Origin of the sequence: Pseudomonas sp. DSV-1 (genome assembly GCF_035830915.1) — a bacterium.
Lineage (GTDB): Bacteria > Pseudomonadota > Gammaproteobacteria > Pseudomonadales > Pseudomonadaceae > Aquipseudomonas.
Map to the genome: position 1 here is coordinate 3,016,073 of NZ_JAYMYG010000001.1, position 19,757 is coordinate 3,035,829.

At 59.4% G+C, this 19,757-nt stretch carries 18 protein-coding genes; 8 read left to right on the forward strand and 10 right to left on the reverse strand.

The features are described 5' to 3' along the window. Positions 1–47 precede the first annotated feature (47 nt). The gene (locus VSQ83_RS14075) at positions 48–752 is read right to left on the reverse strand and encodes a YoaK family protein (protein WP_133078496.1); all 705 of its coding nucleotides are present in this window, start codon (positions 750–752) and stop codon (positions 48–50) included. A 259-nt stretch (positions 753–1,011) separates the two neighbouring features. On the opposite strand from VSQ83_RS14075, the gene VSQ83_RS14080 reads away from it, so the two are divergent. Further along, positions 1,012–1,686, forward strand: a complete 675-nt coding sequence (locus tag VSQ83_RS14080) for a histidine phosphatase family protein (protein ID WP_326427060.1) — start codon at positions 1,012–1,014, stop codon at positions 1,684–1,686. Between the two features lie 16 nt (positions 1,687–1,702). Here the strand turns inward: VSQ83_RS14080 and VSQ83_RS14085 are convergent, their stop codons facing one another. After that, complete coding sequence (locus VSQ83_RS14085) at positions 1,703–2,641, reverse strand: DMT family transporter (protein WP_326427061.1); 939 nt, start codon at positions 2,639–2,641, stop codon at positions 1,703–1,705. A 136-nt stretch (positions 2,642–2,777) separates the two neighbouring features. Between VSQ83_RS14085 and VSQ83_RS14090 the strand changes: the two genes are divergently transcribed. Both VSQ83_RS14090 and VSQ83_RS14095 read left to right on the forward strand, forming a co-directional pair. Beyond that, a complete protein-coding gene (locus VSQ83_RS14090) occupies positions 2,778–3,716 on the forward strand; it encodes a LysR substrate-binding domain-containing protein (RefSeq protein WP_219263205.1) in 939 nt (312 codons plus the stop codon). Next, the gene (locus tag VSQ83_RS14095) at positions 3,713–3,934 is read left to right on the forward strand and encodes a YgdI/YgdR family lipoprotein (RefSeq protein ID WP_133078492.1); all 222 of its coding nucleotides are present in this window, start codon (positions 3,713–3,715) and stop codon (positions 3,932–3,934) included. Before VSQ83_RS14090 ends, VSQ83_RS14095 begins: the two co-directional genes overlap by 4 nt. A 21-nt stretch (positions 3,935–3,955) precedes the next feature. On the opposite strand, the gene VSQ83_RS14100 is transcribed toward VSQ83_RS14095, so the two are convergent. Genes VSQ83_RS14100 through VSQ83_RS14110 form a run of 3 tightly spaced genes read right to left on the reverse strand, consistent with a single transcriptional unit; the run spans position 3,956 to position 6,722 of the window. Beyond that, positions 3,956–5,248 carry an NAD(P)/FAD-dependent oxidoreductase gene (locus tag VSQ83_RS14100; RefSeq protein ID WP_219263204.1) on the reverse strand — a complete coding sequence of 431 codons (1,293 nt, stop codon included), beginning with the start codon at positions 5,246–5,248 and terminating at the stop codon, positions 3,956–3,958. After that, positions 5,245–5,901 (reverse strand): amino acid ABC transporter permease, encoded by a 657-nt coding sequence (locus tag VSQ83_RS14105; protein ID WP_133078490.1) that lies wholly within the window; start codon positions 5,899–5,901, stop codon positions 5,245–5,247. The genes VSQ83_RS14100 and VSQ83_RS14105 overlap by 4 nt, the downstream gene beginning before the upstream one ends. Positions 5,902–5,960: 59 nt before the next feature. Beyond that, positions 5,961–6,722 carry an ABC transporter substrate-binding protein gene (locus tag VSQ83_RS14110; protein WP_326427062.1) on the reverse strand — a complete coding sequence of 254 codons (762 nt, stop codon included), beginning with the start codon at positions 6,720–6,722 and terminating at the stop codon, positions 5,961–5,963. A 169-nt stretch (positions 6,723–6,891) separates the two neighbouring features. Between VSQ83_RS14110 and VSQ83_RS14115 the strand changes: the two genes are divergently transcribed. From VSQ83_RS14115 to VSQ83_RS14125, 3 genes are all read left to right on the forward strand, one after another. Then, on the forward strand, positions 6,892–7,668 hold the full coding sequence (locus tag VSQ83_RS14115; protein ID WP_046808658.1) for an IclR family transcriptional regulator: 777 nt from the start codon (positions 6,892–6,894) through the stop codon (positions 7,666–7,668). A gap of 1,846 nt (positions 7,669–9,514) precedes the next feature. Further along, positions 9,515–10,243 (forward strand): carbonic anhydrase, encoded by a 729-nt coding sequence (locus VSQ83_RS14120; RefSeq protein ID WP_219263203.1) that lies wholly within the window; start codon positions 9,515–9,517, stop codon positions 10,241–10,243. An 82-nt stretch (positions 10,244–10,325) separates the two neighbouring features. Continuing rightward, positions 10,326–11,855 carry a SulP family inorganic anion transporter gene (locus VSQ83_RS14125; RefSeq protein WP_326427063.1) on the forward strand — a complete coding sequence of 510 codons (1,530 nt, stop codon included), beginning with the start codon at positions 10,326–10,328 and terminating at the stop codon, positions 11,853–11,855. Here VSQ83_RS14125 and VSQ83_RS14130 read toward each other — a convergent pair. The 5 genes from VSQ83_RS14130 to VSQ83_RS14150 form a co-directional block, all read right to left on the reverse strand. Further along, on the reverse strand, positions 11,841–12,854 hold the full coding sequence (locus VSQ83_RS14130) for an AraC family transcriptional regulator (RefSeq protein WP_219263201.1): 1,014 nt from the start codon (positions 12,852–12,854) through the stop codon (positions 11,841–11,843). The genes VSQ83_RS14125 and VSQ83_RS14130 overlap by 15 nt on opposite strands. A 266-nt stretch (positions 12,855–13,120) precedes the next feature. Continuing rightward, positions 13,121–13,954, reverse strand: coding sequence for an SDR family NAD(P)-dependent oxidoreductase (locus VSQ83_RS14135; protein ID WP_219263200.1), 834 nt, complete (start codon positions 13,952–13,954; stop codon positions 13,121–13,123). A 202-nt stretch (positions 13,955–14,156) separates the two neighbouring features. Next, positions 14,157–15,401: a helix-turn-helix transcriptional regulator gene (locus tag VSQ83_RS14140; RefSeq protein ID WP_219263199.1), complete on the reverse strand. Its 1,245-nt coding sequence runs from the start codon at positions 15,399–15,401 to the stop codon at positions 14,157–14,159. 166 nt (positions 15,402–15,567) lie between these two features. Further along, a complete protein-coding gene (locus VSQ83_RS14145) occupies positions 15,568–15,837 on the reverse strand; it encodes a hypothetical protein (protein ID WP_257623066.1) in 270 nt (89 codons plus the stop codon). A 284-nt stretch (positions 15,838–16,121) separates the two neighbouring features. Beyond that, positions 16,122–17,477 (reverse strand): MATE family efflux transporter, encoded by a 1,356-nt coding sequence (locus VSQ83_RS14150; protein ID WP_219263198.1) that lies wholly within the window; start codon positions 17,475–17,477, stop codon positions 16,122–16,124. A 218-nt stretch (positions 17,478–17,695) separates the two neighbouring features. Between VSQ83_RS14150 and VSQ83_RS14155 the strand changes: the two genes are divergently transcribed. Together VSQ83_RS14155 and VSQ83_RS14160 are read left to right on the forward strand one after the other, a co-directional pair. Then, positions 17,696–18,379: a response regulator transcription factor gene (locus VSQ83_RS14155; RefSeq protein ID WP_219263197.1), complete on the forward strand. Its 684-nt coding sequence runs from the start codon at positions 17,696–17,698 to the stop codon at positions 18,377–18,379. Continuing rightward, the gene (locus VSQ83_RS14160) at positions 18,357–19,745 is read left to right on the forward strand and encodes a sensor histidine kinase (protein ID WP_219263196.1); all 1,389 of its coding nucleotides are present in this window, start codon (positions 18,357–18,359) and stop codon (positions 19,743–19,745) included. Before VSQ83_RS14155 ends, VSQ83_RS14160 begins: the two co-directional genes overlap by 23 nt. Positions 19,746–19,757 lie beyond the last annotated feature (12 nt).

Below are 19,757 nucleotides of genomic sequence, written 5' to 3' on the forward strand. Positions count from 1 at the left end.
TGCGCCGGGCCAGTTTACGCGCAGCGTGAGCGAAGAAAAACGGGCGTTTAGCGTGGCATGTAATCGCGTTGCCAGCGGCGCGGGATTCTCAACGACAGCAGCCCGAGCACGGCGGCAAAACCGGCACTGAACAGCATCGCCTTGAGCCCGAACCGTGTTTCCAGCAGCGCCCCCAGTACCGCCCCCAGCAGCATCCCGGTCCAGGGCACCAGCTGCACTCGCCAGCCGCTGCGTCGCTCGCCCAGCAGCCAGCGGCCCACCCCCCGGCCAAAACGCGATAACGCCCCGGTCACATAGGTCAGGCCCACCGGTAGCCCGTTAACCTGCTCCACCGCCGCATTGAGCATGCCCATCGCCACAATGGCCGCCAGCAGCGCCGGCACTTGCGTGGCAAACGGCAGCAACGCCGCGGTACACAACAAGCCTGCGATCACCAGCATCAACGGCAATGCACGTCGCCCGCCCCAGCGCGCCAGCAACACCCCGAGGGCGTTGCCGACAATAAACGCCAGCACCGCAAACAACAGACGCACCACCAGACTCACGTCGCCCTCGCCTATGGCGACCGCCAGGCGCGTGGTGTTGCCGCTCATGAATGAAACAAAATCACCGGTGGCCAGAAAGCCGATGGCGTCGGTCATGCCCGCCAGTACCGACAAGCTGGCAACCATGCCCAGCCCCACCCGTCCGCGCCAGGCACGAACACGCACATGCACGGGATTGCTCGGTTTTCTGAGTGGCGCTGGGAGCATGGCGAATGCCTCTGAAGAGTGACCCGACTAAAGAGAGAACGATTTTGTCATACAAAAAAGCCACCATAGCACTCGGCCTGTAGGACCATTCGCAATCTAGCGCAGGTAAAATCGAACCATATTTGAAAATGACATCTAATGATTGCTTGGACCAAGGATGAGAAACACAGGTGGTGTAGCAATGACAGGGATAAACACGCGGGCGATACGCTCGATGTGCCAGGCCAGTCAGCCTTAATGCGGTATGTAGAAGAGCCCCATGACCCAGTCTGTTTGGAATAAATTTCGAATCAAACCCTACGCACTGGCGGCAATCCCGCTGTTACTGGTTGCAGGCGCCGTGACGCTGGCCGTACATGCGGATGATGTGTTTGCCCAGCCGGTAGACGGCGTACAAACCCTGGTGTTTATGCGTCACGCCGAAAAACCGGCCGATGGCCTTGGCCAGCTCACCTGTCAGGGACTTAACCGCGCAATTGATCTGTCCACCCTGCTGCCGCAACGCTATGGCAAGGCCGACTACGTGTTTGCCGCCAACCCGTCGCGACAAGTGGAAGAAGGGGCTGATGATGACGCCTACAGCTACGTGCGACCGATGATGACCATCAACCCCAGCGCCATCAAGCTGGGCTTGCCGATCAACCTGGAGTACTCGGCCAACGACACCCGCGCACTGGCCAGGGAGCTGACCGGCGACCAGTATCACAACTCCACCATCTACACCGCGTGGTCCCACGGCTATTTGCCGGACCTGATCAATAACGTTGCCAGCCAGGCCCTGGGCAAAAAAACCTCGCTCACAGAAGACTGGCCCGGCAATGACTTCGACTCGTTGTACGTGCTGACCCTGACCTGGAAAGATGGCAAGGCCACCCTGCTCAGCCGCAGCGAAAAACAGGACCTCAACAATGGGGCCAAAACCTGCCCGAGCTGATCACCCTGCACCTCGATCACGGCGCGAGCATTGTCCGCGCCGGGGCATGGCAGCGCACCGCCCAACTGACACCGCCCAGCAGCAGCACCACCGCCAGAGCTTCTGAAAAGGTGGGCCAGCGTTGCAGGAACACAAAGCCATAGAACAGCGCGAATACCGTTTCAAACACAATCAATTGCCCGCTCAGGGTCAGAGGCAGACGCCGGGACGACGCATTCCACATCCGATTGCCGAACCATGAGCCGAGCACGGCGCACGCCAGATTGACCATCCAGAACATCTGCCAGCGCTGATCACTGACCTCGACCGTCACCGCGTCCAGGGACAGTCCATGGGCAACGCCCCAGATCAACAAGCCCAGCACACCGGTGGTGACGCCCCACAGGGTCGACCACTGCCCACTGTCAAACTGACTGTGCTTCAAATACCGCGCATTCTCGATCGCAAACCAGCTCCAGCACAGCAAGGCACCGATCCCGCACAGCACGCCCAGCACCTTGTCCCCCAGCGGCTGCTGCGACGTGCTGCCGAACAAGGCCTCGATATTGATGCAAAGCACGCCGCCCAGCACCAGCAGCAACGGCCACGCCAGCTTTGCCAATGGCACCGCTGCGGCATCGCGGCGCCCCAGCCAGGCAATGCTCAGGGGCAATACCCCCACGATCAAGGAAGCGGCGGCGATACCTGCCCACTGAATCGATGCCGCCAGCAGCATGTAATAAATCAGATTGCCCAGCAGCGCGAACTTGACCAGTGTCAGCACATCGCGCCGAGTCAGCTGGCCCAGCAAACGCCGGGCGTTGGGCAGCAACACAATCAGCGACACGGCCCCGTACACGATAAAACGCCCGCAACTGAGTAACAGCGGGCTGAACTCCGGCAACAGCTTGGGCACCAGAAACACCAGGCCCCACACGGCACCGGCCATGCCGGCATAGACTATCCCGCGTTTCATTCAAGACTCTCAAACTGATCAATATCGAGTGAGCGTAAGCGGCCCAACTATTTGGCACAAAAGATCATTTGGCATACTGGCATTCCGTGCAGGAATGCCTTATACCGTCCCCCCCACAACCTGCTGTAAGGTTTCTGTGAATCGCTACTCGAAAAACCTGCCCCCTCTGGACAGCCTGATTACCTTCGAAGCCGTCGCGCGCACTGGCAGCTTTACCCGCGCAGCGAGCGAACTGTGTTTGACTCAAAGTGCGATCAGCAAACAGATCCGGGCCCTGGAAGACAACCTCAAGCTCACCTTGTTTGAGCGCCAGGCGCGGGGCATTTGCCTGACCCAGGCCGGAGCAAGCCTGTTCAGCGAAGTCACCACCCTGCTCGAACGCCTGCAGTACAGCGTCAATCGGATCAAGGCAGCCCATGCCCCCAACTCCGTCACAGTGCTCTGTACCCATGCCGTCGCGCAGTTCTGGCTGTTTGCGCGATTGCTTGCGTTCAATACCGAGCATCCGTCAATCACGGTCAATATTCACGCCAGCAACGACATCCATGAATCCAGCGTTGCCGATTACGACTTCACGATTTTATACGGCGCCGGTCACTGGTCATCATTGAGTGTCGAGCCACTGTTTGCCGAAAAGGTCTACCCTGTCGCCCGCACTGACCTGGTATTGGCCAGCGTCGATGAACCTGCCGACCTTCAAACATTGCCCCTGATCGAACTCGACGCCTCGGGATGGAACTGCATGGACTGGCACGACTGGTTCAAGCATTTCGGCCTGGAACACAAAGCCGATGCCAAGCGACCGACCTTCAATCAGGTCACGCTCGCCTATCAGGCAATCGTGCAGGGCATGGGGGTGGGGCTGGGTTGGGACTTTATGGTCAGGGACAAAATCGACAAGGGCGAACTGCGACGCGTGGGGCCTTTTGAATTTTTAAGCACGAATGCGGACTACCTGGCGCACTCTCGCCATAAAACGCTGTCAGATGCAGCAATTACTTTCCAGCGCTGGCTGCTCGACGACGCCCGGCGCGAACACTCTCCACTTTGCCAAGAGCTCAAGGTACACCCATGAAAATCAACGCTATCGGTTTACCCCTGCTTGTGGTTGCCTTGCTGGGACTGGCAGGCTGCGCAACCCCGAGCGTTGTGACCCTGCAAAACGGCACGCAATACCTGACCAAAGACCTGCCGGTTACCACGAACAAGGACGGCCTGTACGAGTTTGTGGACATTGCAGGCAAACACATCAAGGTCAGGGCTGCCGATGTCTCCAGCATCAAGTCCGATTGAAGATCGGCGCCAGCCCACCCCTCACCCGTTCAACGCATCCAGCAGCCGGTAATAGCTGATGCCTGCGGCCACATACAAGCGCTGAAGGCTATGGAAGGGAATTCTGCGAATCGGCGTCACCGGGAACGGGAAGTCATCACTGCCCCCCGAAACACGGGCCGCGAGGTGCTTGCCCAGGGTGCTGGACATCGCAATGCCGCGCCCGTTGTAGCCCATCAGGATTGACAGGCCCGGTTGCGGCTCATGGAGTTGTGGCAGCACGCTATGGTTGAGCGCCACACGACCGCTCCAGCGGTACTCAATCGCGACGCCCGCCAGCTGCGGGAACACGCTGATCAGCGAGCGTTCCAGATGCGCCCAGTCTTCATTGCGACCCGGCTCGGCAAACGGCCCACGACCACCCAGCAGCACCCGCCCCTGGGCATCCTGCTTGAAGTACAGCAACAGGCGCCGCGCATCCGAACACACTTCCCCACCAGGCAAAATGGTTTTGCGCAGCTCCGGCGAAAGCGGTCGCGTTGCAATCATGAAGCTGTTGGCCGCCAGCACGGTTTGCCGCAAGCCGGGCCATAAACCGTCGGTGTAGCCATTGGTGGCCAACACCACCCGTTCAGCCGTGACGCTGTGGCCCTGGGCGGTGGTCAGTTGCCACTGCGTGCCGATGCGCCGTAGATCGGTTACCCGGCTATCGCTGTGAATCATCGCTCCACGGCCCAGCGCCGATCTGGCCAGCCCCCGGGCGTAATTGAGTGGATGCAGGCTTCCCGCACGGGGGTCAACCCAGCCGCCCACGTAATTTTGCGTGCCGATGCGCTGGCAAACGGCACTGGCGTCCAGCAACTCAGCCGCCACACCACGTTGTTGCCATTGCCGGGCACGGTGTTCCAGGGTCTTCATCGTGGCACTGGAGTACGCGGGTTGAATCCAGCCCTTGCGGGTTGCATCGCACGCAATGCCGTACTCGCGAATCAGCGAAAACACTTCGTCTGCCGCCCCGCCGCACGCCTCAATAATCTTCTCGCCGCGGGCCGCACCAAAACGCTCGATCAGTTGATCCGGATCGTATTTGAGACCGGGAATGACCTGCCCGCCATTGCGCCCCGAAGCGCCCCAGCCTGGCTCCCCGGCATCCAGCACACACACGCTGACACCCGACTCGGCCAGGCGCAGCGCGGTCACAAGCCCCGTGTAACCGGCGCCGACAATGGCCACGTCCACGCGCTTGTTTTCGGCGAGCGCCTGGGTCATCGCAGCCGAGCGCGCCGTGGCGGACCAGAGCGAAGGCGGCAAGGTGAGTTTTGACGTTGCTTTCATGTACGCCTCCGCAGCGCAAAACGTCCTTCCAGACGACGCAAGCCATAAGACAGCGGCAAACTCATCGACAGATAGAGCAACGCAACCAGGGTGTAGACCGTCATGTTTTCAAAGGTCGAAGAGGCGATCAGTTGACCTTGGCGCGTCATCTCGGCCACGGTGATGGTCGACACCAGCGAGGAGTCCTTGAGCATCATCACCAGCGTGTTGCCATAAGGCGGCAAGGCAATGCGAAACGCCTGGGGCAGCACAATGCGGCGCATGATCATCAGGCCGCGCATGCCAAAGGATTCGGCTGCCTCGATCTGGCCAATGTCGATGGCTTGAATGCCGGCCCGGAAGTTCTCGGCCTGATAGGCCGAATAGGCAATCCCCAGACCGATCACACCGGCCTGCATGGCGCTGAGCTGGATGCCGAAGTCGGGCAAGACGAAATAGATGTAGAACAGTTGCACGATGATCGGCAACCCGCGAATCACATTGACCACGCCAATGGCGAACAAGGCGACGGCACGGATTTTGGAAACCATCATCAGCGCGAACATCAGGCCAATCACTGAACTGAGCAGGAACGAACCCGCCGTGACCTGCACAGTGACCACTGCGCCTTTGAGCAGAATCGGAAGAAAGTCCAACGCGTCCTGGAGAAACATAAACTACCTGCACACCGCTACAAGAAGTGGCCCACCGCAGAGCGGGGGCCACAGAATCATCAGTTCAGCTTCCACTTCTCGATGATGCGCTGCAGCGAGCCGTCAGCCTTGATGGCGGCAATGCCCTTGTTGACCTGCGCCAGTTTCTCGGCGTCGCCTTGACGCATGACCAGGCATACATCACCCATCACGACCGGCACATAGGTGCTCGACAGTTTCACTTCCGGATTTTTGCCCTGGGCCAACTGGTAAGCGATGATCGGACGATCGCCGAAAGCAGCCTTGATGCGACCCAGCTTCAGGTCACGCATCAGGTCAGGAATAGAGTCGTAGCTGCGCACTTCCTTGAAACCGCCGTGCTTGTTCAGGGCGTCGAGGAATACCGTGCCCACTTGAGCACCGACCACTTCACCGGCCAGGTCATCCATGGTCTTGTATTCTTTGGGATCGTCAGTCTGGACGATCAGGCCTTCGCCATAGCTGAAAATCGGATCGGAATACTGCACAACCTTTTCACGCTCAGGGGTTTTGAGCATGGCGGCGGAAATCAGGTCAATTTTGTTGGTGGTCAGCGAAGGGATCAGCGCGGTAAACGTGGTTTGCTGGATCTCGGTGTCAAACCCCCCTGCTTTGCCGACGGCTTCAGCGGCGTCGACCATCATGCCCTGGATTTTTCCGCTCTTGATATCGAGGAAGGTGAACGGGATACCTGTCGCCGTTGCACCGACTTTATAGACAGGCTCTGCAACAGCACTGGCTGATCCAATCAGTCCGGCTGCCATTGCGCATACAAGCGTCAGTACTTGAAAAGGTTTGTGCATAGCGAATCTCCCTGTGGTCGCTTTTATTGTTGCGGGGCAGCATTTAACACCCTTGCACCCTCTGGTACAAAATGCCGCCATCGACTATAACCAATTTACTTAAATCGTAAAGAGATTTATAAATATCGCACACCGATATTTGTAGGTCGAAAAAAGCCAAGGATGCGCCATGAGCGACAGCAACAATCCTCTTTTCAACCAGTCACTGGAAAAGGGCTTGGCCGTACTTCGCGGCTTCGGGGCAGCGCGGCGCACCATGACTCTGGCGGATATCGCGCAGGTTGCGGGCATCAGCAAAAGCTCGGCCCAGCGCATGGTGCATACCCTTGAAGAACTCGGCTATGTGCGTAAGCACCCGCAAAGCCGACGCTTCCAGTTAACGCCCAAGGTTATGGAAATCGGCTACAACTATTTAGCCGCCGACATACTGGTCGATGTCGCAAACCCCTACCTGGCCGAGCTCAACCAGCTCACGGGCGAAACGGTCAACCTGACGGAGCCGGACGGCCTGGACATGGTCTATGTATCCCGTTTTGTGGCGCCTAAATTTATCCCGATCCACATGCCCATCGGCAGTCGAATCCCGATGTATTGCACCGGGGGCGGTCGAGCCTATCTGAGTGGCCTGGGGGATGACGAAATTCGCCGTGTGCTGCAAGACAGCACGCTGGCTGAGCTGACCCGCTACACCCTGACTGATGCCACCGCCATTTTTGAGCGTGTGATCACCAGCCGCAATCAGGGCTATGCCACCAACAAGGAAGAAATGTTCCTGGGGGACATGACCATTGCCGCACCGATATTCAACAGCAACGGCCTGCCGGTTGCGGCCGTGCATGTGGTAGTGCCGAGCAGTCGCTGGAGCATGGAAGAAGCCGAAGATAAATTGGCCTCGACCGTTATCCAGTGTGCCCGTGGGATCAGCAATTCGATCAGAACCTTGTAGCGGTCCCCGGTGGGAGCTAGCCTGCTCGCGATGCAGCCGGACGTAGCCTCGCACAGCTCGTCAACTGCTACGTATTCCTTGTAGATACTCTGTTGCCAGCTGGCCTGTTTAGAGAAATGTGCTTCGCTAAACAGGTCGGCCTGTAGGCCGCCTCGGCGGGCAGTGCTCTTGATCTGCCCGCCCCTTCGGGAGGCCGAGAGGAGGTTCTGCGTAGTGGGTCGACCGGCATGGATGCCGGGAGAGCCGTGTTGGGCCAGGGATGGCCCGTCACGGCGGGCCCACGGAGCGGGACCGGAGCGAGGGACACCTGAGCGCAGCGAAGGCCGTACGCAGGGGCGAAAGCGCTTTGGTTACTTTGCCGCTTTTGCAAAGTGACTCGCTGTAAGAGCGAAACCATCATTTCAGTTAACCGCGAATGCCGGATATGTACCCCGTGTGCCAGTTGTTTTGCGATGCGCCCGCACCTATGCCGAGTCTATATCCATTCGATGTGTCACGACTCTCTACGGGTTCCGCCCTTACGGCGGGTCACTTTTTCCAAACGCCGAAAAAGTAACCAAAAAGGCTTGCCCTACCATACGGCCGCCTCGCCAAGGCTCGGTGGTTCCCTCTCTCCGGCACTGTCATGGGGGCACGCCGCGACGGGCCATCCATGGCCCATCGCGGCTGGCGCGGCGTCCTGCCGCGCCACCCCCATAACAGCACCTGCGTTCGGCCTTTTGTGATGGGCATTCGCGTCGTCTGGACATGGGTGTGGCCCCAGCAAAAGCAAAAGCAAAAGCAAAATCCATCGCAGACGCCACAGAACCTTGCGCAAAACGTTTTAGCGCCAACATACAAGCCGCTGACGAGTAGAACGAGGCTGCGTTCGAGCGCGCAGCGGTCGCAAAACCAGTACACGCGGTATGCCTGGTTAACCGAGGAGGCTGACTTTACGACCGCTGCGCGCTCGAACGCAGCCTCGCACGGCTCGTCAGCTACTACGGATCGTGAATGCAACCAACCAGGCCGGCCGGTCGGCCGCCTCGGCGGGCAGTGCTCTTGATCTGCCCGCCCCTTCGGGAGGCCGAGAGGAGGTTCTGCGTAGTGGGTCGACCGGCATGGATGCCGGGAGAGCCGTGTTGGGCCAGGGATGGCCCGTCACGGCGGGCCCACGGAGCGGGACCGGAGCGAGGGACACCTGAGCGCAGCGAAGGCCGTACGCAGGGGCGAAAGCGCTTTGGTTACTTTGCCGCTTTTGCAAAGTGACTCGCTGTAAGAGCGAAACCATCATTTCAGTTAACCGCGAATGCCGGATATGTACCCCGTGTGCCAGTTGTTTTGCGATGCGCCCGCACCTATGCCGAGTCCATATCCATTCGATGTGTCACGACTCTCTACGGGTTCCGCCCTTACGGCGAGTCACTTTTTCCAGACGCCGAAAAAGTAACCAAAAAGGCTTGCCCTACCATACGGCCGCCTCGCCAAGGCTCGGCGGTGCCCTCACTCCAGCACTGTCATGGGCATTCGCGTCGTCTGGACATTCGTGTGGCTCCAGCAAAAGCAAAATGCATCGCAGACGTCACAGAACCCTACGAAAAACGGTTTAGCGCCAACCTACAAGTAGCTGTCGAAGGAACGAGGCTGCGAAGCAGTCGTAGAATCGGTGATCGTGGTCCCCTGAATCACCACCGCCGCTGTCGTTGCATGGCAACAAAACCCCCTCCCGCAATAGGTAGCATCCTCATATAAACCCCGAGCTAGAGCATTCAATTAAGGTTCAGTTAAGTTTCGGGCGCTAACGTGACCGACGAGTCACAAATGACTCGCATTAGCTTTTCCCCTGCTCTACCACAGAGGATGAACGATGGATATCAAGGTCACACAGCGCTCGGCTGCAGCTACTGCCCCTCCTGAAACGGAACAGGCTGACGCAGCACTGCAGCTCATTGTTGAAGGTTTTCTGCATTTCCATCGTGAGGTCTTTCCACAACAGAAAGACCTGTTCAAAAAACTGGCCACCGCTCAACGCCCAAGGGCGATGTTTATCGCTTGCGCCGATTCTCGAATCGTCCCCGAATTGATTACCCAAAGCGCTCCTGGCGATCTGTTCGTCACCCGCAATGTCGGCAACGTCGTACCGCCTTATGGCGAGATGAATGGCGGGGTCAGCACGGCGATCGAATACGCCAACCTGGCACTGGGCGTACAGCACATCATCGTCTGCGGGCACTCCGACTGTGGCGCGATGCGCGCCGTGCTCAACCCGCAAAGCCTTGAAAAAATGCCCACGGTCAAAGCCTGGCTGCGCCATGCCGAAGTGGCCAGGACCATGGTTCAGGAGAACTGTGCGTGCGCCAATGAAGCTGAAGGCATGCACGTGCTTACCGAAGAAAACGTGATCGCTCAGTTGCAGCACTTGCGTACCCATCCCTCCGTCGCTTCGCGCATGGCCAGCGGCCAGTTGTTTATCCATGGCTGGGTCTACAACATCGAAACCAGCCAAATCAAAGCCTACGACGCTGAGTCCGGCAGTTTTCTGCCACTGGACAATCTCCAGACAATCCCTTGCGCGACACCCAAAGCGCGTTTCTGAACATGTCCCAATGAGGTAGCCGTGGCAACCAGGCACGACGCCGGCCTTTGCCACGCCCCAAGAATCCCCAGGGAGAATCATCATGCGTACTGCGCAATTAAAAGCAGTATTGCCACGGGAGCTATTGGCCTCTGTGGTTGTGTTTCTGGTCGCCCTGCCCTTGTGCATGGGCATCGCCATCGCTTCCGGAATGCCCCCGGCCAAAGGCTTGATCACCGGTATCATCGGCGGCCTGGTCGTGGGCTGGATGGCCGGATCGCCACTACAGGTCAGTGGCCCGGCAGCCGGGCTGGCAGTGCTGGTGTTCGAAGTGGTACGCCAGCATGGCATGGCCATGCTGGGACCGATCCTGCTCCTGGCAGGCTTTTTACAACTGGTGGCCGGCCGTTTGCGTTTGGGTTGCTGGTTCCGCGTTACCGCCCCGGCTGTGGTCTACGGCATGCTTGCCGGAATCGGGGTGCTGATTGTGTTGTCGCAACTGCATGTGATGCTCGACGGCCCCCCCAAACCCTCGGGCCTTGATAACCTTGCCGGCTTCCCGCAGGCAGTGGCGCAAGCCATTCCAACCCTTGGCTGGCAGGCGGGCCTGCTGGGCCTGGCAACCATCGGGGTGATGTGGTCGTGGGATAAATTACGCCCGCAAAAGCTGCGCTTTGTCCCCGGCGCCCTGCTCGGTGTGGGCTTGACCACGGCCGTCAGCCTGGTCATGGCGTTACAGGTCAAGCGCGTGGAAGTCCCGGACAATCTGGCGGACGCTATCGACTGGCTGCGTCCGGCCGACCTGCTGAACTTTGCCGATCCCGCTCTGTTGATCGCGGCGTTTGCAGTGGCGTTTATTGCCAGCGCAGAAACCCTGTTGTCCGCCGCAGCCGTCGACCGCATGCACAACGGCCAGCGCTCGGATTTTGACAAGGAACTGACCGCGCAAGGGGTCGGCAACATGCTCTGTGGCGTGCTGGGCGCGCTGCCAATGACCGGTGTGATCGTGCGCAGTTCGGCCAATGTTCAGGCAGGTGCCACCACCCGGCTTTCGACAATGTTCCACGGCCTCTGGCTGCTGGCTTTTGTGCTGTTGCTGTCCAGTGTGCTGCAAAGCATTCCGGTGGCGAGCCTGGCGGGTGTGCTGGTGTATACCGGGATCAAACTGGTGGACATCAAGGCGTTTCGCGGCCTGGCACGCTATGGCCGCATACCGATGCTGACCTATGGGGCAACCGCCCTGTCAATTATCTTCACTGACTTGCTGACCGGGGTACTGCTGGGGTTCGGCCTCACCCTGGCCAATCTGGCCTGGAAGGCAGCGCGCCTGAAAATCAGCCTGATTGATCTGCCCCGCAGCGGTGAAATGGAGTTGCGGCTCAATGGCTCGGCAACCTTTCTCAAAGTACCGGCATTGACTCAGGTTCTGGCTCGGGTACCGGCCGGTAGCATCGTGCATGTCCCCCTCAGCAACCTGAGCTACATCGACCACTCCTGCCTGGAGCTGTTCGAAGAGTGGGGACGGGCCAATGCAGCCAAGGGTTCGAAGCTGATCATTGAACCCCAGGGGTTGAAACGACGTCTCGAAGGCCGACTGCGCACGACCCGCGGCCTGGGTTCAGCCACCGCCTAGAATCAAGCTGCGGTAATGCCCCGGATTGGTTCCCGACCACTTGCGAAAAGCCTTGTAAAACGAGCTGGTGTCGGCAAAGCCCAGGCGCAGGGCGATGTCGGCAAAGCTGTGGTCGGGCTCGGCCAACCAGCCAATCGCCAGCTCCTTGCGCACGCCGTCCTTTATCCCCTGAAAGGTGTGCCCTTCGTCCGCCAAGCGGCGGCGCAAGGTCGATGCCGACATGCACAGGCTTTGCGCCAGGCCCGGGGTTTCAGGCCACTGTTCGGCAGGCAACTGGCGCAGATGCTGTTTGATCTGGCTGGCCAGACTCTCGGGATCCCGGTATTTGACCAGGATATTGGCAGGTGCCTCGGCCAGAAAGCGCTTCAGCTCCTGGGCGTTGCGCTTGATCGGTGCATCCAGGCAATCGGCAGCAAAAATCATCCGTGTGCGTGGCCGCTCAAAGCGCAGGTTCTCGGAGAACATCACTTCGTAGTCTTCGCAGTAATCGGGCGCCGCACAGCGCAACTCAATGGCCAGAATAGGAATTCGCCGCCCGGCCAGCCAGCAGGCAACGCCGTGCACGATCATCCAATAGGTGAAGTAGGTAAAGCCACGGTTCGCCGGTTGTTCAGGTTCGTGCAAGACGATTTCCGCCAGGCTTTGCTGGCGCACCAGTTGCGCCGGCAAGCGTTCCAGCATCAACGACAGAAATCCCAGCACCACCTCCAGCCCCTGGGCCAGGGTCGGCTGAGCCATTGCGGTGCGGCACATGAACGCCAGGCTGCCAGAACGCAGCTTGCGCGGGTCCATGGCAAAAAACTCGTCATCCAGACGTCGCGCCAACAGTCGCCACATCCGTGCATAGACCAGCGCAGGCACACGGCCATCCGGTTCGTTGAGCAACCCGGGGGCAATGCCTACCTTATGCAGCACTTCATCCGTGGCGCTACCGGGCGCACAGCTCTGCAGCAACGCCTCGCGCACCAGATGAATGGAGATGGTGTCCTTGTTCAACATTGGCCGTGTTCCGAGCCCGATGACATTTGATTGACGGCCATCTTAAGCAGCACGGATCAAAAAGCCAGCAGTACCTTAGCCTTATACGGGCAGCTTGCCTTCAGGGTTGTTCCACACAAACTGCACCCTGTCCCAGATCCATGTGGGAGCTAGCTGCCTGCGATGCAGACAGCGCGGTCATTCAGCCAAACTGGGGGGATGCAATCGCGAGCAAGCCGCTCCCACAGGTTAGCCACTGATCTTGAGCAAGAGACCTTGTGAGGGTCTTAACGCCAATCCTCAACAATCCCGTGTTCCCGGGCAAACGGCTGGCAGTGGATGGTCTTGCGCTGGTGATCGATTGCTGCATCATTGGTCGCCAGCCACAGCATCACCGCTGCTGGCACCTCAGGCGGCGCCGAGCCTGCACGCAAGGCAATCACGCCCTTGTCACCGATGGTGGCGCGCAAGGCGTCAGTGGTCACCACCCCGGGGTTGAGGGTGTAGGCGCGAATCCCCTGTTCGCCAAACTCCACCGACAAAATGCCCGACAGCCGCGACACCGCTGCCTTGCCCGCCCCATAGGCATACCCCCAGCCGCCCTTGCCCGCCGCCACCGGAGGATCGGTTTCACCCGCGCCTGAGGTGACATTGATCACCACCCCGCCACCCTGCTCCAGCATCTGACTGACCACGGCCCGAGTCAGTAGAAACGGAGTCATCATGTAACCCTGAAACACCCGTGCCAGGGTCTCGGGCTGCAAGTCCATAAAGGGCGCGTTGAGGTCGCTGCCCTGATAGATCGCGTTATTGACCAGCACATCCACCCGGCCATATTCGGCAAACACCGCCTGGCTGGCGGCCAGCACCGACTCGCTGTCGAGCAGGTCCATCCGCACCACCAGCGCCTTGCGGCCCAGTTCGCGGATCGCTGCGGCCGTTGCGTTCAGACTGCCCGGCAGCGCCGTGCCGTCGGGGTTACGCAAGCCGTGGGTATGGCTTTCGCCTTCTTCCAGGCTGCGTGCGCTGATGGCCAGATCAAAACCTGCGCGGGCAAACGCCAGCGCTGTTTCACGACCGATACCGCGGCTGGCGCCTGTTATAAATGCCACTTTATTCATCAGAATTCCTTAAAGATCAGAAGCGCTGGGCACGCACCATTACGTCCATGCCACCATCGACGAACACGACGCTGCCGGAAGCGGAACCACTGACAGCTGTAACTGGCATAAGACTTACCTTGATGATCCTGGCCCTGTCTGGCCTGCCTGAAAGGCAGCTGGCAGTGACGTTAAATCGCCATTGCCAACCTGGAATCAATACTTAAGCGCTTTTACGAACCGGTCGCGCCAACTGGGGTGCCGGCACTATCACGGACTCAGCCGCTCGCAAGGCGCACTTGGGCTTTCCCAAGGCAACCACACTGTTAAGCAAAATTCTTACCAGTTCGGTCTGACGGCGTACACCGGTCTTGGAGAAGATCGAGCGCAGGTGTGCCCGTGCAGTGTTGCGTCTGATGTTCAGGTTTTCGGCGGCTTCTTCCAGGGACAAGCCGTTTGCCAGCTCCATCGCCAGCGCAGTTTCGGCCTTGGTCAGGTTGAACAGCTGCTTGGTCACCACTTCACTGGCCAGGGACTTGCCGACCGAGTCACGGATATAGATCACCGCCGCAGGCTTGCTCTTGCCTTCCGCCCATTCGAGGGAAGGAATAGCCTCGACCACCAGTCCCAGGCTGACCTGGCCCGATGGCCGGGTAACGGACATCGCGTCGGCCGTCACCCCGCCGTCGCGCACTTCCTGGCTGAAGATGTGCTTGACCAGGCGCTGCAGCTCGCGATTGTCGCTGGGGTAAGTGGCCTCCAGCCTGCCGCCCACCAGCTTCAAGCCATCGGCTTTTTTGAGGATTTCTTCAGCAATCGGGTTAAGGCGCAGCACCTTGCCGGTTTCGTCGAGCACGATGGTGGCCACGGACAGGCGGCTGATGGCCTGGGCGTAAAGCTCGCTCATGGACTCGCTGCGATCGAGCAGATTGTGCAGGTGCAGGGCCCGGCGCAAATGCGGCAGGAAGCTGCTGCACAACGCGCGCTCGGCACTGGAGAAGGCAGGTGAGGTTTTGGGCCGGGTCAGACGAAAGCGCAGCTTGCCACCGTCGGGGGTCGATATATCGGCACCCATCACGTGGAAGACATCCTGCTTGGCGCAGTAAGCCTTGAAGTACGCCGATTGGACCCACTCGGATTCGCTCATCAGGTCTTCAACCGTAAACACCTGGTCAAGCGCCTGCCCTGCGAACGGGGTAAGGGTTTGCGGGTAAGTCTGATACGTCAGTTCACCCTCGCCTTCAATATCGCCGGCCACAATCATCAGGCCCAGATCGGGCTGGTCCGGAACCCGCAGAATAAGGGTCGCATAGTTGGCCTTGAACATGCTGCGTACGGCACACAAGGTACGGCCCATCACTTTCGGGTCCAAAGCACCGTCGTAGAAGCTGCCGACCATTTGATCGTAATCGGCCAATTCGAGCCCCAGACTGGCCAGGGTTTGGTGGTTCAGGGTCACTGTATCCACGGATGCTTCCTCGCGTTGGGTCAGGTTCGGGGCCTGCCCTTTTTATTGTTCTTATTTCCAGCGGTTATTTATACGCAGCCCCTGCAGCGGTAACGGCGCAAAAACAACTCAATGTCTCTTTATACTAGCCGTCATGCAAGCCCGGCAGGCTGTCTGTCCAGCGGTTTTAGGAGTCCCTGGCCGCAAGGATCTGCTTGAACGGGTAATGCCCTGCAGGTGCGTCCATTGCCTGGGTTTTAACCCTGACCAACGGTCGATCCAGATTGAACCGGCTTGGCAAAGCCAACGATATTGGGCAACAGCGCATGCCGTTGATTTGCAGGCGATCCGGGCGCAACTGAGCAGAAGCGACGGTAGAGGCGGGACGGGGTGAGAAAGTGAATGCTCGGGTTGCAGCGACAATCAGGCAAACCAGATAGCCGATCATTGAGCGCATGGTAGATGCCTCGCTGCACGATTCAATTGCTGGGCAGAGTTCATGCCGCCAGTCCTGTTTTTTATTATCTTGGATGCTCTGGCTTGCTCCTCAGCGAGGTATCCAGAACCTGGCTTCGATCATCGGACTGACCAGCCACAGGCACATCGTCCAAATGGCCTAGCCCGGATGAAGGAGTGAAAAACGGTCATAGAGAATGGTTTTGCGCCGTAGTCGCTGACGAGCCGTGCGAGGCTGCGATCAAGCGCGCAGGGGCGCACCAAACCTGTCGCAGCCTCACACACTCAAACCAGCCGCTGAATCTGCTTGTGCCGCCAGACCAGCCGGTAATACGCAGTCTGCAGAACCAGCATGGCGATATAGGTCACCGGGAACGCCATCCACACGCCTTGCAGACCAAAATGCGCATCCAGTGCATAAGCCACCGGCAACTCAATGCACAGCACGCAGAAGATCGTGATCCCCATAGGCACCAGGACCACGCCGCTGGCCCGCATGATCCCGCCAATAACCGCCTGGAAGCCAAATACCAGCACGCTCCACAGCATGATATGCAGCAGGTGCTCAGCCCTGACCCGCGCCTCGACATCGGTGATGAACAGTCCCAGCAACCAGTGCGACAGCCCATAACCGAGCACTACCAGGGCACCGGTCAGGCACAGGTTGATCAGCAAACCGGTGCGCAATATCAACCCGATACGCTCAATGCGACCGGCGCCAATGGCCTGTGCCCCCAGAATCGAGGCCGTAATGGCAATCGACAGCGCCGGAAACTGCACGTAGTTGACGATCTGGGTCACGGCCCCATAGGCCGCGGTGGCCTGGGAGCCGTGACTGTTGACCAGCGCCAGGATCACCAGCTCCGACAGCGAAAGCACCACCATCTGCACGCCCGTGGGCAAACCGATACGCAGGACCTTGCCCAGAATCTCCCGGTTCAGGCGCAGCGCAGCCCAGAGTTCGCGGTCCGGGGCCATGACATGGTTTTTGTGGCGCAAGCGCAGCACCAGAAACAACATGGCCAGCACGTTACCCACCAGCCCCGCATAGGCCGCACTTTGAATACCCATCGGCGGCAAGCCGATCCAGCCCAGGATCAACGCCGGGGTCAACAGCAAGCCAACCGCCGTGGACACCATCAGTGCCAGCAATGGGGAAACCGTGTCACTGACCCCACGCAGAATTTGCGTGAACAAAATAAACACCAGCAGCAACGGCATGATCAGCATCATGACCCTGGCATAACCGACAGCCTCCTCCAGTACGTCAACCGGCGTGCCCAGCGCCTGCAAGGCGGGCCGCGCCAACAGGCTGCCCAACACCGCTGCAATCAGCCCGATCAGCGCCCCAAGGGTGAGGGTCGCCCCGGTGATTTGCTTGACCATCGTTGTTTCCCGCGCCCCCCAGGCCTGACCGATCAGCACGGAAGCGCCCGCCCCCAGACCAATCACCAGCGCAATAAAAAAGAACACGATGGGAAACATCCCCGACACCGCGGCCAGCGCCTGCGTACCCAGCAATTGCCCGACATAGATCCCGTTGAGGGTGCCGGAGAAACTCTGAAGGAAGTTGGACAGCACCATCGGCGCAAGAAAGATCAGGTAGATCAGCCACAGCGGCCGTTGCGAAGGGGTTTGCATGAACAAAGGGCCTGAAAAAATAAACAACGGAACTTATACCGCAAATGTATCCAGATGTTCCTGTCGAGCATCATCAACGGCCCGGCTACTGAGCCTTGTCATGGACATTTGGACTACGCTTTCTGACGACTTGCTGAACATGAAGAAATATTCAGAAACGTTTCAGCTTTTTGCGGGCAAAATGTGCTCAACGCTGAAAGAGCCCATCAGGTGACGGTATGACCCGTATTTTGACCATTGAAGACGATGCCGTGACGGCGAAAGAAATCGTGGCTGAATTGACCAGCCACGGCCTTGAGGTCGATTGGGTAGCCAATGGTCGTGAAGGTCTGGTACGCGCTGTCAGCGGCGACTACGACTTGATCACCCTTGACCGCATGCTCCCTGAGCTGGACGGTCTGGCGATTGTGACCACCTTGCGCACCATTGGTGTCAGTACACCCATTCTGATGATCAGCGCCCTGTCCGATGTGGACGAACGGGTTCGCGGCCTGCGCGCCGGGGGCGATGACTACCTGACCAAACCCTTTGCCAGCGACGAGATGGCGGCCCGGGTTGAAGTCCTGTTGCGGCGTAAAAGTCCGGTCGACAAATACGAGACTTCATTGCGCGTCTCGGACCTTGAACTCAACTTGATCACCCGTGAAGCCAGCCGCTGCGAACAACAGCTGAGCCTGCTGCCCACCGAGTACAAGTTGCTGGAGTTCCTGATGCGCAACACCGGGCAAATCCTCTCGCGCATGATGATTTTCGAGGAAGTCTGGGGCTATCACTTCGACCCTGGCACCAACCTGATCGACGTGCATATCGGCCGTCTGCGCAAAAAAATCGATCCGCCGGGCCAAGTGCCTCTGATTCGCACTGTCCGAGGCTCGGGTTATGTCATTGCCGAACCCCTCTAAGGGCTGGCGTTCTTCCAGCAGCCGACTGCTGGCGCTGTACAGTTTTCTGTTCGTGGCTTGGAGCTGCATCCTGATGGGGGTGCTCTATTACGAGGTGTCGGATTACCTGGGCAACCTGGCCAGGCACTCGCTGATGCAGCGCCAGCACCTGTTTGCCCGCTTTGAAGGCGAGCAACTGGACGAAGCACTTGCCACCAGCATGACCTTCGACATGCGCGCAGTGGATGCCTATGGCCTGTTCGATGCCCAACACAACCCCCTGAGCGGCCCTATCCAGGCCCTCCCTCCGGGCTTGCCGCTGGATGGCCGGATCCACGCCTTGAGCACCTGCATCGACTCCGATGACCCCAACCTGCCCCAGGACAGCTGCGATGCCATCGCCACACAAACCAACGACGGGCGCTGGCTGGTGCTGGTGCGCGACAACGGCTCGCTGTTTGCCGTCACCCGGATCATTTTGCATGCATTGTTCTGGGGCCTGTCGCTGACCATCATCCCGGGCATTGCCGGTTGGCATTTGCTGCGCAGACGCCCCTTGCAACGCATTCGGGCGATCCAGGCCAGCGCCGAAGCGATTGTCGCAGGGGATTTGACTTACCGCCTGCCACTGTCCAATCGGCGTGACGAGCTGGATATGCTGGCGGCCATCGTCAACGCCATGCTCGATCGTATCGAACTGCTGATGCACGAGGTCAAGGGGGTGTGCGACAACATCGCCCACGACCTGCGCACCCCCCTCACCCGCTTGAGGGCCCAGCTCTACCGGATGCGCCAGCATGCTGTCGAAGGCTCCCCCGAAGCCCTGCAACTGGACGAAGTCATCGGTGAAACCGACACCCTGATGGCACGTTTTCGCGGCTTGCTGCGCATTTCCGAGCTGGAAGACCATCAACGGCGTTCGGGCTTCCTGCAACTCGATCCGCTGCCCCTGCTGCAGGAACTGTACGATTTTTACCTGCCGCTGGCGGAAGAAGGCCAGGTCACTCTGGTGCTCGACACGCAGCCCACATTGCCCAGCCTGACGGGCGATCGTGCATTGCTGTTTGAGGCGCTGGCCAATCTGCTCAGCAACTCGATCAAATTCACCCCGCCCGGCGGTGAAGTGATTTTGCGGGCGACTGACGACAACGGCAGCCCGCGCATTGAGGTCCTCGACACAGGCCCCGGTATCCCCGAGGCCGAGCGGGAGGCCGTGTTCAAGCGCTTTTACCGCTGCGATGACAGCCACGGCGGTTTTGGCCTGGGCCTGTCCATCGTCGCCGCCATCGTCAACCTGCACGGCTTCACCCTGGACGTCAGCAACCGCGAAAGCGGCGGAGCCCGGTTGACCCTGCACTGTCGACAAAGCCTGATTAACCCCGGGTAATCCGCTTTTTAA

What these genes read in the sequence shown, in the direction of transcription:
- VSQ83_RS14075 (WP_133078496.1), bottom strand. Translation starts at nt 752, where the DNA reads ATGCTCCCAGCGCCACTCAGAAAACCGAGCAATCCCGTGCATGTGCGT.
- VSQ83_RS14080 (WP_326427060.1), top strand. Translation starts at nt 1,012, where the DNA reads ATGACCCAGTCTGTTTGGAATAAATTTCGAATCAAACCCTACGCACTG.
- VSQ83_RS14085 (WP_326427061.1), bottom strand. Translation starts at nt 2,641, where the DNA reads ATGAAACGCGGGATAGTCTATGCCGGCATGGCCGGTGCCGTGTGGGGC.
- VSQ83_RS14095 (WP_133078492.1), top strand. Translation starts at nt 3,713, where the DNA reads ATGAAAATCAACGCTATCGGTTTACCCCTGCTTGTGGTTGCCTTGCTG.
- VSQ83_RS14100 (WP_219263204.1), bottom strand. Translation starts at nt 5,248, where the DNA reads ATGAAAGCAACGTCAAAACTCACCTTGCCGCCTTCGCTCTGGTCCGCC.
- VSQ83_RS14105 (WP_133078490.1), bottom strand. Translation starts at nt 5,901, where the DNA reads ATGTTTCTCCAGGACGCGTTGGACTTTCTTCCGATTCTGCTCAAAGGC.
- VSQ83_RS14110 (WP_326427062.1), bottom strand. Translation starts at nt 6,722, where the DNA reads ATGCACAAACCTTTTCAAGTACTGACGCTTGTATGCGCAATGGCAGCC.
- VSQ83_RS14115 (WP_046808658.1), top strand. Translation starts at nt 6,892, where the DNA reads ATGAGCGACAGCAACAATCCTCTTTTCAACCAGTCACTGGAAAAGGGC.
- VSQ83_RS14120 (WP_219263203.1), top strand. Translation starts at nt 9,515, where the DNA reads ATGGATATCAAGGTCACACAGCGCTCGGCTGCAGCTACTGCCCCTCCT.
- VSQ83_RS14125 (WP_326427063.1), top strand. Translation starts at nt 10,326, where the DNA reads ATGCGTACTGCGCAATTAAAAGCAGTATTGCCACGGGAGCTATTGGCC.
- VSQ83_RS14130 (WP_219263201.1), bottom strand. Translation starts at nt 12,854, where the DNA reads ATGTTGAACAAGGACACCATCTCCATTCATCTGGTGCGCGAGGCGTTG.
- VSQ83_RS14135 (WP_219263200.1), bottom strand. Translation starts at nt 13,954, where the DNA reads ATGAATAAAGTGGCATTTATAACAGGCGCCAGCCGCGGTATCGGTCGT.
- VSQ83_RS14145 (WP_257623066.1), bottom strand. Translation starts at nt 15,837, where the DNA reads ATGCGCTCAATGATCGGCTATCTGGTTTGCCTGATTGTCGCTGCAACC.
- VSQ83_RS14150 (WP_219263198.1), bottom strand. Translation starts at nt 17,477, where the DNA reads ATGCAAACCCCTTCGCAACGGCCGCTGTGGCTGATCTACCTGATCTTT.
- VSQ83_RS14155 (WP_219263197.1), top strand. Translation starts at nt 17,696, where the DNA reads ATGACCCGTATTTTGACCATTGAAGACGATGCCGTGACGGCGAAAGAA.
- VSQ83_RS14160 (WP_219263196.1), top strand. Translation starts at nt 18,357, where the DNA reads ATGTCATTGCCGAACCCCTCTAAGGGCTGGCGTTCTTCCAGCAGCCGA.